At 35.6% G+C, this 13,973-nt stretch carries 5 protein-coding genes, 1 tRNA gene and 2 pseudogenes; 2 read left to right on the forward strand and 6 right to left on the reverse strand.

Features of this window, described 5'->3' with window-relative positions; genetic code table 11:
• Positions 1-73 precede the first annotated feature (73 nt).
• The 3 genes and pseudogenes from AC1B0Z_RS08205 to AC1B0Z_RS08215 all read right to left on the reverse strand — a co-directional run bounded on the left by AC1B0Z_RS08205 (position 74) and on the right by AC1B0Z_RS08215 (position 8,997).
• On the reverse strand, positions 74-1,618 hold the full coding sequence (locus tag AC1B0Z_RS08205; protein ID WP_092576400.1) for a RagB/SusD family nutrient uptake outer membrane protein: 1,545 nt from the start codon (positions 1,616-1,618) through the stop codon (positions 74-76).
• Positions 1,619-1,635: 17 nt separating this feature from the next.
• Positions 1,636-4,587, reverse strand: a pseudogene (locus AC1B0Z_RS08210) (SusC/RagA family TonB-linked outer membrane protein); the annotation flags it as partial.
• A 354-nt stretch (positions 4,588-4,941) separates the two neighbouring features.
• The gene (locus tag AC1B0Z_RS08215) at positions 4,942-8,997 is read right to left on the reverse strand and encodes a hybrid sensor histidine kinase/response regulator transcription factor (protein WP_483795161.1); all 4,056 of its coding nucleotides are present in this window, start codon (positions 8,995-8,997) and stop codon (positions 4,942-4,944) included.
• A 240-nt stretch (positions 8,998-9,237) separates the two neighbouring features.
• Here AC1B0Z_RS08215 and AC1B0Z_RS08220 point away from each other — a divergent pair, with 240 nt between their 5' ends.
• The gene (locus AC1B0Z_RS08220) at positions 9,238-10,134 is read left to right on the forward strand and encodes a hypothetical protein (protein WP_483795162.1); all 897 of its coding nucleotides are present in this window, start codon (positions 9,238-9,240) and stop codon (positions 10,132-10,134) included.
• A 31-nt stretch (positions 10,135-10,165) separates the two neighbouring features.
• Complete coding sequence (locus tag AC1B0Z_RS08225) at positions 10,166-12,823, forward strand: glycoside hydrolase family 3 protein (protein ID WP_483795163.1); 2,658 nt, start codon at positions 10,166-10,168, stop codon at positions 12,821-12,823.
• Between the two features lie 190 nt (positions 12,824-13,013).
• Here AC1B0Z_RS08225 and AC1B0Z_RS08230 read toward each other — a convergent pair.
• The 3 genes and pseudogenes from AC1B0Z_RS08230 to AC1B0Z_RS08240 all read right to left on the reverse strand — a co-directional run bounded on the left by AC1B0Z_RS08230 (position 13,014) and on the right by AC1B0Z_RS08240 (position 13,786).
• Positions 13,014-13,087: transfer RNA gene (locus AC1B0Z_RS08230), tRNA-Arg, on the reverse strand.
• Between the two features lie 2 nt (positions 13,088-13,089).
• Positions 13,090-13,311 (reverse strand): annotated as a pseudogene (locus tag AC1B0Z_RS08235) (GIY-YIG nuclease family protein); the annotation flags it as partial.
• Positions 13,312-13,333: 22 nt separating this feature from the next.
• On the reverse strand, positions 13,334-13,786 hold the full coding sequence (locus tag AC1B0Z_RS08240) for a GatB/YqeY domain-containing protein (protein ID WP_483795164.1): 453 nt from the start codon (positions 13,784-13,786) through the stop codon (positions 13,334-13,336).
• Between the last annotated feature and the right edge of the window lie 187 nt (positions 13,787-13,973).

Raw genomic sequence — 13,973 nt, forward strand, 5'->3', positions numbered from 1 at the left:
CTTAAATTAAAAACAAATGAGCGAAAAGAAAAACTTCCGCCCATTTATTAACTAAACTAAACAAATTACTCAATTAGTATCCGGGGTTCTGATCCGCTCCGGTCATTTGTGTATTCGCATCTATCTCATTCTGAGGTATTGGCATTACACGATGTACAGATGGATCATAATTCCTGGTGACTCTCAATGATGGATCTGGATTGTTAAAATTAGCATCTGGAAAAATTGATAATTCCTGATCGTCTAAATTCCATCTTACCAAATCGTCAAATCTTACTTGTTCCCCACACAGCTCTACAAATCTTTCATGCACAATAGCATCAAATATTTGTTCCTTTGTATTTACAGGGAAACCTCGGGCATCCATGGTTGCAGTACCGTATCTTGGCATGCCAGCTCTATCCCTTATTTCATTGAGAAAATCTACAGCGGCATCATTATTATTTAAATTCATTTCGACTTCTGCTTGCATAAGTACCACATCGGCATACCTCATTATTCTTACATTCACCCCACTATTTTGTGATACATTTTGCTCATCATACAATTGTGAAAACTTATACCAAACAGGTCCACCAACACATCCAGGGCACGGAAATTGAAAAGCATCTCCTGGTCCATAACTATTGGTATCATCCTGCAAAATAGCAAGGTCTAACCTTGGGTCATCCTCCTCAAACTCTTCTATAATTTTAGTAGATGGCCGTGCATTAGCCCATCCAGTGTAGTCTTGAGAGCGAAACGTTACTTCTGACGTTCCTATACCTGTTTGCGCCCATCGCTCTGCTTCAGTACCAACTTCTCCATTGTAGCCTATCTCAAACATAGACTCATCATTATGTTCTCCTGTTTCACTAAAGTTATCACGATATTCCTCTATTGGAAGTAGACTATGATTTGTAACATTGCTAAAGGCATCTTTAGCTTCAGGGTATAACTCCCTGTGCAAATATACTTTACCAAGCATTGCATAGGCAGCCTCTTTTGTAACTCGTCCTTTTTCAGTTGCACCTTTAGACAAAGTTAATGTGGTTGACATTTGTAAGTCTGCTATGATTTGATTGTAAACTTGATCCGCCGTTGCCCTAGGTTCGTCATTAGTAGCTGTCAAAACATCGATTTTTAGGGGTACACCACCAAAACGCTTTACTAAGTGATAATAGTAAAGTGCTCTTAAGTAATAGGCTTGTCCTAAGGCATTATCAATATCTTCGTCAGAAAAATCAGAGCCTTCAGCATTGGCTCTCATTCTGTCTTCATTCCCTATAACAAAGTTACAGGCTCCTACACCATTGAAACAAGCAGTCCAATACAATGCGATATTATCAAGAGTGGCATTAAACTCAAACCTATTATAAGGTGCAAAGTTTGGATCTCCACTAGCGACCACCTCATCCGAAATTGCATCCGGAAAAACATAACCTACACGCTGATATAAGGTTTGAAATTGATTATAAGCTGAGTTAACAGCCGCTTCTACTTGACTTCGAGACTCAAAGAAAATCTCAGGATTTAATGCATTTGTATTCTCAACAGGTACATCTTCGTCACATGCAGCTATAAGGAATAAGGCAAACAACGCTGCAAAACCCAAAAAATAATTACTAAATTTTTTCATCTTAACAATTCTTTTATTTAAAACTCTATTTGAATTCCGCTCAACACGGTAACTGGTCTTGGTTGTGCACTTCTGTCAATTCCTAGCCCATCCACAAGCCCTAGCGCATTGTAAAATGGTGCTATTTCTGGATCAAGCCCTGTGTAATTAGTGAAAGTTAACAAATTCTGACCTTGTACATAAATCCTAAGCTTTTTAATTATGCCATTGCCTGATTTATTTATCCAATTACTTGGAAGATTATAACCAACCGTAACGTTTCTCAACCTAAGATAAGAGGCGTCTTCAACATAACGGGAAGAAATTTCGTTATTAATGTTTGATCCAAACCTAAATCTTGGTATATCTGTAATATCTCCTGGGTTTTGCCATCTTCGTATTACGCGAGTGCCGTAATTTAACCCATTATCTAAACCTTCTAAATAGTAAATGTTACTATTAAAGGCATCAACACCTTGTACGCCATTGAGTAATACATTAAAATCCCAGCCTTTATATTCGGCTCTAAGATTAATAGCATAGGTAAAGTCTGGATTAGGATCACCAATAACAGCTCTGTCACCTAATGTAACCAATCCATCACCATCAATATCAAGATACCTTACATCGCCTGGTTGAACTGGTACAGCAGCATTACCATTATTAGGTAGCTCCGCATCTATTTGCTCTTGGGTAGAAAAGACACCGTCAGCTACTAAACCAAAAAAATGGAATGGTGCTTCACCTACAGCTAACCTATTTAATGGAGCAGCAAATGGTGGATTCAATCTGGCACGTTCTATAGGTTCACCACTAGCACCTAAACTCTCAACAACATTTTGAGCAGTTGTTAAATTTGCCCAAAAATTCCATTTAAAATCTCCTTTATAATCATTGTAGCCCAATGTGAACTCAAAACCTTCTACATCTACAATACCCACATTTCTTATCACTGATGGTCCTGTTTGCGCGTTCCCAGGAATACCTGCTGATGCTGCTAATTCTACGGGAATCAATAAATCCTCACTTCTGTTTTTGAAATAATCAACAGTAACTTGTATCTGATCGTTCAAAATGCCCAAATTAAAACCATAGTTTTGCTTAATTTGAGTTTCCCATCTTATATCAGGATTAGCTGCATTATTTGGACTAATACCAGTTGCTGTTTCATTATTAATCGAAGAAGGTAGATTTAAACCTAAGGTAGGCAAGAATTGGTTAACAACATTTCCAGTTCTATTATTTCCCGTCTCTCCATAACTTGCTCTTAGTTTCAGATTATTAATCCAATCAACATTAAAGAAGGATTCATTAGTTACGTTCCAACCTACTGCCCCAGAGAAAAACCATTCTGAAGCATTTTCAGGAGCAAACCTTGAAGACGTATCTCTACGCCCAGAAGCACTTACCGAATATCTTTTATCAAACTCATACCCGCCAAGAAACAGAATAGAATTTAGATTTTCTGGAACAGAAAAAGATGTGGCTCTAGCATTGGGTGAAAATACTTCAGGAATACTTGATGACACTGTGTTATTATCAGATATGGAAGCTGACTCTAGCTTAATTTTCGTTTGTTCTAAAACGGCAGAAGCATTTACGGAATGCTTACCATAAGTCCTATCAAACCCTAAGGTATTTGTAAATATGGTTTGAGAAACTGTCTGCCTATTTTTAGTAATAAAATTTATAGGGTTTTCAAATCTACCACCACCCTCTTCAAAAGCTCTATTTTGCGCATCAAATAAATTCAAATTTGCATTTAAACCAAATTGTGTTCTAAAAGTAAGCCCTTTAGCCAATTTAAAAGTAGCATATAAACTACCAATGATAGATGAAAATCTTGATAAGTTATCGTTAGTCTCCTGAACTCTAATTTGATTTCTTGCATCATTGAGATCGCCTGAAGCAGTTCCACCAAAAAGACCATTTTGGTCGATAACAGGAACATAAGGTGCTTGCCCAATAATGTTCCACAAAGGATCTCTACCCTCAAATTGTTCTGGAAGTACTGTTTCACTGTGTGCTAATGCAAGAGTTTGTCCTATATCTACCCAATCAGCTATACTAGCATCTGAATTGATATTCAACGTTGATCGGTTAAAGCCAGTATCTATATATACACCATCCTGACTAAGCCTAGAAAAACCTATATTAAATCTAGCTTTTTCACTACCGCCGTTTATATTACCGTTAACGTTATATAAGGGTGCTTGTCTAAAATAAGCATCTTGCCAGTCGGTATCTATACCATTACCATCAAATAAGGGATTGTCATTTATTCTTTCTATTGGATCATCTGGCCCTCCATTTTGTCCTACTAGTGCATTTATTTCTCTCAAGAATTGGATATATTGTGAAGTATTCATAAGGTCGTACCTTCTGTTGAACTCCTGAATCCCTGCAGAAGCTTGAACTGTAAAGGTTGCTTTACCTGCCTTACCCTTTTTTGTGGTAATTAAAACCACACCATTGGTTCCTCTTGAACCATATACAGCAAGTGAAGCGGCATCTTTTAATATATCAACTTTCTCTACACTTGATAAGTCGAGACTATTAATACTGTTAGTAAAAACACCATCCACAACGTAAAGTGGTGTACCATCGCCAAATGTGTTTACACCTCGTATTTGCACTAGGGTTTGCGATCCAGGAGAACCTCCATTTGTAATAGTTACACCAGCGGCTCTTCCTTGAAGTGCTTGCCCCAAATCTGCCGTTGGAAATTCACTAAGATCTTCAGATTTTACCACAGAAACTGGTGTATTTCTTTGAGTACCGTAAGTTACAATAACTACCTCATCTAGACCGACCAAGTCCTCGTCTAGAAAAACGTTTACCTCTTTTTGTCCGGAATACGTAACTTCTTTAGTTATAAAACCTACAAAAGAATATACAATAACATCGCCATTACTTAGATTATCCAAGGTGTACATTCCATCAAAATTTGTAACTACTCCTTTAGATTGGTTTTTTACAGTAACGTTAGCTCCTGGTAACGGTCACTCCGTTAGAAGTAACTGTTCCAGTGACTGTTTGTCCCATGATTTGACCTACAATGGTCAAAAAGAAAACAATACATAAGTTCTTTAATTTCATGTTCGAATTTAGTTTTGATTAAATAGTTTAAGTTTCTTGTTGGTCTCACAAATTGTTATGCGTAATACCAACATCTGCTTTATTGTTTGCAATTTATATTTAGTAATTGCAACGAGAGCAATTTATTTGATGCAATAAATATTTCATATGTTGCATTTGGACATTATCTACAAATACCTGTGTTTTATATGGTTTTTTAAACACCCTTGCAGACTAAAACAAAACACTTTTTAAAAGGCTAATATCTAATCGCTCTTCCTGCTTTTGGGTAATTCTCCAAACTGTTTCTTATAACAAACTGTAAAATATGATGCGGACAGGAAACCTACTTTATGGGCAACTTCACTTACATTTAAATTTTTATCATTTTGAAAAATCACCTTAGATCTTTCTAATCTTACTCTTCTTATAAACTGTATGGGGGACAAGCCCGTTAGCGTTTTTATCTTTCTATAAACCTGACTTCTACTTAGGCAAAGGTGAGAAGATAGCTTTTCTACATTTAAATCAGGGTTTTCAATATTCTCATAAATGAATCCTAGCACTTTTTGAATAAAATCATTGTCCAAATCCTTTTCCTTTTTCTCTTCATTTAAAGGCGCTGCTGTATTAGCGTACTTCTCAGATAACTTTTCACTCTTTACAAGAAGCTCCTCCAGAACCACCATTAGTTCGTCATTGTCAAAAGGCTTCACGATATATGCGTCGGCACCTCCCTTTATTGCTTTTATTCTATCCTCGCTCAAGTTTTTTGCTGTAAGCATTACTATAGGTATACTGCTTAGGTTAGGATCATTCTTAACTTTTTTACAAAACTCTATCCCATCCATAATTGGCATTATTAAGTCTGAAATAATTATATCGGGACTGTGTTCCATAGTTTTTAGCCACCCTTCTTGCCCATCGGACGCCAAAACCAAATCGTACTCTTCTTTTAAAACTGATACTAAGTAATCTTGAAGATCTACGTTATCCTCCACAATCAGCAATTTATTCTTTACTTCTTTTTTTGAAAGAATATCTTCTATGTTATAAACTTTAGTTTTAGAGATTTTAGGTAACTGCAACATTTTATCTGACAATTTCGATGAAAATTCCTCGTCTTTAAAATATTCTTTTCCGTAAGGCAAAAACACCTTGAAACTTGAACCTTTTCCTAATTCGCTCTCTACTTCTATCAAACCTTTATGAAGTTTAATAAAGTTTTTAACCATATCTAAACCCACTCCAGTACTACCGTAGTAAGATTTATTTAATTGCCCTACTTGATAAAATCGTTCAAAAATTTTATTGTAATCTTTTTGGTCTATACCTGGCCCATTGTCCTTAACACTAATTTCTAGCACAGGTACGGGAGTGTCTTTATCTAATAGCGGTAATATCTTTTTCTTTTTAGAAGCAATCTTTACTCGAATTTTCCCTTTATTAGGCGTTACCTTAAAAGCATTGGATAACAAATTAAACAATACCTTATCCAGTATCCCTTTATCTGCCCATATATTAAAATCTATGCTTTCATATTTTAAATCCAGTTGTATTGATCTTCTTTTAGATTCTTCGTTAAAAAAGCTGAGAATGTTCTTTGTACTTTTAACAATATTAAACTCGCTCAATTTTAATTGAAGCTTATTGGATTGCAGCTTTCTAAAATCCATAAGTTCGTTTATCAATCTAGAAAGGCGTTCAGCGTTTTTATAAATGATATGATATTTTTGTTGTACAGGCTTTGACGCTTCTGTATTATGCTTCTCGATAAGCTCCTTTATTGGGTTAATTATTAAGGTAAGTGGTGTCCTGAATTCGTGTGATATATTTGTAAAGAATTGAAGTTTTTGCTGTTGCAGTTCCATTTTTTGCTTTCTTCGTTCTCTTTCAAGTCTAAAAGTATTTCGCTCGTTAACATACTTGCGATACGAATACATTCCAACTAACACAAATAAACCAAAACAAATAATGTAGGCAATGTACGCCCATATAGTTTTCCACCACGGAGACTGCACCTGTATCTTGAGAATAGCAGATGCGTCATTCCATATATTATCATTATTTGAAGCCTTTAACTTAAAAGTATAATCTCCTGGCTCAAGATTAGTATAAGTTGCATTCATTTTTGACCCAACGTAATTCCAGTCCTCCTCAAAACCCTCCAAAAGATAGGCAAACTGGTTTTTTTCTGGCCTTGTAAAGCTAACGGCACCATAATCTATAGTAACAACACGTTGATCATGCCTTAGGGATATTACATTAGTATCACTTTTGATAACTAAAGGACTATCCTTATCGCTTTTATTTACTTTTTTATTAAATAATTTTACACCTTTAAGATAGGGTTTTGCTAAATAAGGGTTAAACGGTATGTTTTGTGGATTTATAATATTAACCCCGCTCTTGGTACCTAAATATAAATTGTTGTTATTATCTAATATTGCTGCTCCATCTGTCAAAAAGTTTTCAAGCAAACCATCATAAATAGTAAACTGAACAACATGATTGGTTTCTCGATTAATTTTAAGAATTCCCTGTTTACTACTAACCCAAAGCTCATTTTTTACAGGCTCAAAAATGGTGTTTACAAATGATAAATCAAATCCTTCCAACTCAAAAGATTCAAAACACTTCTTATCTCTTTTGTACTCAAACAACCCACCGCCATTAGTCCCACACCATACCGTTCCGTCTTGCGTCTCATAGATATCTAATATTCTATTAGAACTTGGGTGGCCAGCAAATTTGGACGAAATAGAGTCATTATGTGCAGTTACTACATACTCATTATTATCTTTATTGTCGATTTGATATAAACCAGACGACGTTCCTATCCAAATATGACCAGAACTATCGTTGTGTATCACCTTAATATCCTTATCCACTACTTCTGAACTAGCATAAAACTCCCCACTTGGTGAATGAATTTTTCCAGTATTATAATCAAAATAAAAAACCCCTTCTAAAAAAGAACCTATCCAAACCTTACCAGTACTATCTTCAGCAAAACATTTAACTTTATTTGTTTTTAGAGCTCCAGAGGTATTAACTTTATTAAAGTTTACAAAAGTTTTACTCCCTTTTTTTAGAAAGAAAAGCCCCTCGCCCCATGTTGCAACCCAAGCATTACCCTTACTATCTATAAAAACATCTTCAATATACAGTCCGTTTTTCAGGCCTTTATATTCTGAGCTTTGTTTCCCATAAATATTGGCTACTGTACCACTACTAGTATTTAAAATATCAATTCCATTTATTTGAGCTATCCATATATTACCATCTCCTGTTTTAGCAAATGCCTTTATTTCATTGGTATGAATGCCATTGCCTTCCTCCTTCCTTTCAATAGAATCAAACTTGTTATGGTATTTATCAAAAAAACCTAAACCATTTTCGTAATAGCCCAACCATAGCCTGTTCTCGTCATCCAAAAACATGGACCAAACAGAATCTGAACCCACGCCGTTAAGATTTTTTACGCTATACAAATAGTGTTTTACTATTTCTCCCGTCTGATCCAAAACAAAAAGACCTTCATTTTCTACAGATACAAAAACATGATCTAAACCACTTGTAATAGCCATTGTAGCACTATCAACGATATCTAATTTATCAAAAGCAACTATTGATTTTTTTAAATCACCCTTAAAAGTTCCATTTTTAAGCGTTCCTATCCATAAAATCTCTTGTTTGTCAATATGCAAACTTGTTATGTGTTCCCCTAAAATACCAGCTCCCAAACTTATCTCCTCAAACCCTCCTAATTCATGATATCTCTCCACTTTCAATCCAAGATTAGTAGCGGCGTATAAATTCCCTTTCGCAGAAAACTGCATATCTAAAACCCCTTGACCTTCTAGCCCATAATCCTTTAACATGCCACTCTCCATATCTAATACCATAATACCATCATAAGTTCCCACAAGAAACCTATCTTCATATTCAGCGAAGCTTAATACACTAATGTAGGCGTTTTCTAAGTTGTTATAATATGAGTGATTATATCGCTTAAATGAATTTTGCTCTTCATTATATACGCATAGCCCTGCATCCGTTCCAATCCATAATCGCTGAGAACTATCTAAAAACAGTGCTGTTATTGAATTACTATTAACACTATTGACATCGTCTATAATATGCCCATAATACGTATAAGAAAAACCATTATATTTATACAAGCCAGCACCATCGGTAGCTATCCATAAAAACCCATTTCTATCACGAACTATTGATGTAATGGGGCGTTGAAATATATTATTTTCAACGGTATTAAACTCTAAAGCGGTAAAATCAATTTGGGAATAACCGGTCACCATGTTAAGAAAAAACAAAGTCAATAATATATATCTATAAAATTTCAAAAAATAACGTTTTTTAATAATCATAAAATATGTAGCATTTAGAAGTCAAATAAATGCAATTTGAAACTAATAACAATAAAATATGTAGCATTTTAGACCTCAAATGTTGCAAATACAATATTCACAAATGTTTACATGCTTCTAAACACAAGTAAAATATTATATTGTACCATAAATTTAAAATAAACTAGAACTATGCGACCGTTTTTATTGTTAATTGTAATCTTATTATTTGTCTCTTGTAATAGAGATTCTGAGTTTGACGCTATACTTATAGAAGGACCTGCTCCTGAAAGTGTTCAAGCCAACATAGCTTTTAATAATTCGGAACCTCCATTCGAGGTAACAGTAAGTCCTACTGCAATTGGAGCGACAGCTTTTGAAGTATTGTCAGGACTTCCGGGTGACACCCCTACCCTTATTGGTATTCAACAAGAAATCATGTATTTATACCCAGAATCTGATGAGACCTTTTTTGTAACAATTAGGGCCATTGCACCCAATGGCAAAGTGACAGAGCAACTTTTTGAAGTAATACCTCCTGCCGATCCCTGTACGCAAATTTTTAGTGCACCGGCTACTTGGGATGATGGCAACATAGCCTTTTCTTTTGGGTTTAATGGTGTAGATCTTGCAACAGTAGCGAATCCAGATCCATCAGGTGCAAATCCTGAGGTTTCAAATGTTTTGCAAATTACGCAAGATGGTGGGGGGAACTTTGATGGTTTTGGTGTTCAAATGAATAGCCCAATAGATTTTAGCAGTGATGGTGAGAATGATGATAAAATCGTAAGACTTAAGTTTTGGTCAAACACACAAATACCTTTAAGACTAACTGTGCAACAGGACCCTAATAATGATACAGAACGTGAAGCAGAAGTTAATCTTATACACACTGGAACAGGTTGGGAAGAACTAAGGTTTGATTTTACAACGGCCACTGCTGGTTTTACAGGATCTGGTGCTCTAGGCATTCCTGACTTTACACCTTTTGAACCTACAGGACAGTACATAAGATTTCAAATGTTTATTAGTCCAGGAGATGATGTATCTGGTACATTCTACTTAGACGACGTAGGTGTTTGCCCATAACTTAATCCATCTTTAATTTAAATAAAAATTAATGAATTTTCACATACGTATTATGCTCCTCTTTGTTTTGAGCATTGTAGCAGCATGCTCTAACGACAAGTCTCAAACTAATACACAGGAAAATAAAGAAGCTCCTAATTTCGAAAAAAAGGCGAAAGAACTTGTAGCTTTAATGACCCTAGAAGAAAAGGTAGGACAAATGAACTATGAATCTCCTGCCATAGAAAGACTTGGGATACCAGAATACAATTGGTGGAACGAATGCTTGCATGGTGTTGGTCGTGCAGGAAAAGCTACTGTATTTCCGCAAGCGATAGGGCTTTCAGCGATGTTTGATAAAAATCAAATGAGCAAAATATCTGAAATAATATCGGATGAAGCTCGTGCGAAACATCATGAATTTGCTTCACGAGGAAAAAGAGGTATCTATCAAGGCCTTACATACTGGACACCTAATATCAATATTTTTAGAGATCCTAGATGGGGACGAGGTATGGAAACCTATGGAGAAGACCCCTATCTTGCTGGAGAACTAGCAGTAAGATTTATAAAAGGGCTTCAAGGAGACGACCCAAATTATTTAAAACTTGTAGCAACAGCAAAACATTTTGCGGTACACAGTGGTCCTGAAATTGATCGTCATAGATTCAATGCGGAGCCCAGTGCTCAGGATTTTTTAAACACTTATAGTCCACATTTTGAAAAAGTGGTTAAAGAAGCTAATGTGTATTCAGTAATGTGCGCTTACAATAGTTATTTTGGCGAACCTTGCTGTGGAAGTAAAAAACTGAGTAGCTTATTACGTGATGATTGGGGCTTTGAAGGTTACATTGTTTCCGATTGTTGGGCCATTAGAGATTTTTATGATAAAGGCGCACACGAAATAAGCGCCAATGCTAAAGAAGCTTCTGCCATGGCAGTAAAGGCCGGTACAGATTTAAACTGCGGTAATTCATACCCTGCCTTAGTACAAGCAGTAAAAGATGGACTAATTACTGAGGCTGAACTTGATGTTTCTTTAGAAAGGTTGATGGTAGCTCGCCTAAAACTTGGCTTATTTGCACCTGAAGGCGCAGTTAAATATGAAACCATACCTTACGATGTTGTAGATTCTGAAAAACATAGACTCGCAGCTCTTGAAACTGCTCGTAAATCTATGGTGTTATTAAAAAACGATAACAACGTACTTCCGCTTGATAAAACTAAGGTTAAAAAGGTTGCCGTAATTGGATCTAATGCAGATGATTTAGAAGTATTATTAGGTAATTATAATGGTTATCCAGAAGAACCAATTACACCTCTAAAAGGGTTACAAAATAAATTACCTAATGCAGAAGTTGTTTACGCTACAGGATGCAAATTAGCCGAAGGACTGCCTGTTTTTGAAGCTATTCCAAGTTCAGTATTATACACAGATAAAACTAAAAGCACTTCAGGCTTAAAAGCTGAATATTATGATAATATTGCTTTTGAAGGCACACCAAAACACACTCGAGTTGACAATACCGTAGATTTTACATGGGGAACTACACCCCCTTTCCCTGATATGGCTTATGACGCCTACTCCGTTAGGTGGACTGGTATACTTTCTGTTAACAAAACGGGTAATTATGCTTTAGGAGGTGAGGCTTTTTCATCCATTCAACTATTTTTAGATGATAAGCTATTGATAGAACGAAAAGATGTACATCACCCAAAAAAGTTGTATGAATATGTAAAACTACAAGCTGGAAAAAATTATAAAATCAGATTTGAATGTGTTCAGGATAATACAGAACACTCGATAATGCGCTTACTTTGGGAGTCACCTAAAGATAATTTAGAACAAGAAGCAATAAACATTGCTAAGGATGCTGATGCCATTGTTTTATGTATGGGTATTAGCCCGTTATTGGAAGGTGAAGAAATGAAAGTGAAAGTTGATGGATTTTCTGGAGGAGATCGTGTTAACACCAAATTACCTAGGACGCAAACAGATTTAATTAAAAAAATTCAGTCACTTGGTAAGCCCACTATATTAGTATTACTAAACGGTAGTGCACTTTCGATAAATTGGGAAAATAAAAACATTCCAGCTATTATAGAGGCATGGTATCCAGGGCAAGCTGGAGGTACTGCCATTGCAGATGTTATCTTCGGAGATTACAATCCAGCTGGAAGATTACCAGTTACCTTCTATAAAAGTATTAACGATATACCTGCATTTAGTGATTATAATATGAAAGGTAAAACATATCGTTATTTTAAAGGAGATCCGTTATATGAGTTTGGTTATGGGCTTAGCTATACCAAATTTAAATACGGTAATTTTAAAACGCCTGAAAATCTTGAAGCTGGTAATGATTTTACAATTGAGGTTGACGTTGAAAATGTTGGGGCTTTAAAAGGTGAAGAAGTGATTCAATTATATATTGAAAATCCTAACGCAGATGAGTATAATCCTCATAAAACATTAATAGCTTTTGATCGTGTTTCGTTTGAACCTAAGGAAAAGAAGACTTTAAAATTTAACATAAAGAAAGAGCAGTTATCTATTGTAAATAATGAAGGAGAAAAAATCATACAACCAGGAGCTTATAAAATATCTGTAGGTGGGTCTCAACCTTCAAGTGAAAGAGTAAAAAATGGGACTGTACTTTCTGAGAAGTTAAATATTACTGGAAAAGTATCCGGTTTACCTAATAACTAAACCCTTAATATTAGTACAGTTTTAGGCATTTAAAACAAGAACAAACTCCCTTTAAATTTAAAGGGAGTTTGTGTTTTATTACACTTATAGGGATTACATATCCCTCAAGGCTCCGCCTTGAAAAACAAATGGTAAATAAAAAATGCTTGAGCAAGCTCAGATATTTTTTATTTACCATTTGTTTTATTCGTGACCCCGGAGGGATTCAAACCCCCAACCCTCAGAGCCGAAATCTGATGCGCTATTCAGTTGCGCCACGGGGCCATTTATGTAATTGTCTTTAAAAATTCCCTACATATTCCTGATTTTAGGTATTTTTTAAAACCTCTTGCCTCCCACCTTGTCCTAAAAGCTTTCGAATATACTAAAACCCATGGTAAAAATCCGTTAGTAGACCTATTTTCTCCTGTATTATGTTGCTCTATCCGCTTTTCTAAATCCCCAGTTAAGCCCTTATAAAAACGACCATCCTTTTCACTCTTTATAACATATACATAAAAACCAAAATTATTAACTAGATAGTTTTGCTTTTACAATTGTGGATATGGTTTTACCGTCAGCTTGTCCAGCTAATTCCTTGCTTACAATGCCCATAACTTTACCCATATCCTTCATACCTTCTGCTCCAACCTGATCAATTGTTGCTACAACCACTTTTTCAATTTCAGCTTCGCTTAATGCTTCTGGTAAAAACTGACTTATAATTTCAGCTTCCGCCAATTCAGGTGCAGCTAAATCTTCTCTCCCTTGCTCAATATAAACTGCGGCACTGTCTTTTCTCTGTTTTACTTGCTTTTGGAGTATTTTAAGCTCTTGCGCCTCACTTAAATCATCTCCAGCGCCACTTTCTGTTTTAGCTAGTAAAATTGCAGATTTAACCGCTCTCAAAGCCGTTAATGCAGTTTGATCTTTGGCCTTCATCGCGTCTTTTAAAGCAGACATTATATCTTGTTGTAAACTCATAATATGTAAAATTGAAAGGTGCTGCGAAGATAGAAAAAAGTTGAGAGTTTAAAATATTATTTATCCAAGGTAATTTTCGTAAAACTTCATCTCGCTTTTCAGCGGGATTAGTTCAACTTACGATTTTGTGTTCGCCCATTGAGCTTCTCAAAATCTAGTTTCAATAAAAAACCCCGAAAAGATTGAG

It is taken from the genome of Hyunsoonleella sp. J2K-J805, from assembly GCF_057167125.1.

Excerpts from the sequence above, each read along its gene's own strand:
- AC1B0Z_RS08240 (WP_483795164.1), bottom strand. The coding sequence starts at position 13,786 with ATGAGTTTACAACAAGATATAATGTCTGCTTTAAAAGACGCGATGAAG.
- AC1B0Z_RS08205 (WP_092576400.1), bottom strand. The coding sequence starts at position 1,618 with ATGAAAAAATTTAGTAATTATTTTTTGGGTTTTGCAGCGTTGTTTGCC.
- AC1B0Z_RS08225 (WP_483795163.1), top strand. The coding sequence starts at position 10,166 with ATGAATTTTCACATACGTATTATGCTCCTCTTTGTTTTGAGCATTGTA.
- AC1B0Z_RS08215 (WP_483795161.1), bottom strand. The coding sequence starts at position 8,997 with ATGGTGACCGGTTATTCCCAAATTGATTTTACCGCTTTAGAGTTTAAT.
- AC1B0Z_RS08220 (WP_483795162.1), top strand. The coding sequence starts at position 9,238 with ATGCGACCGTTTTTATTGTTAATTGTAATCTTATTATTTGTCTCTTGT.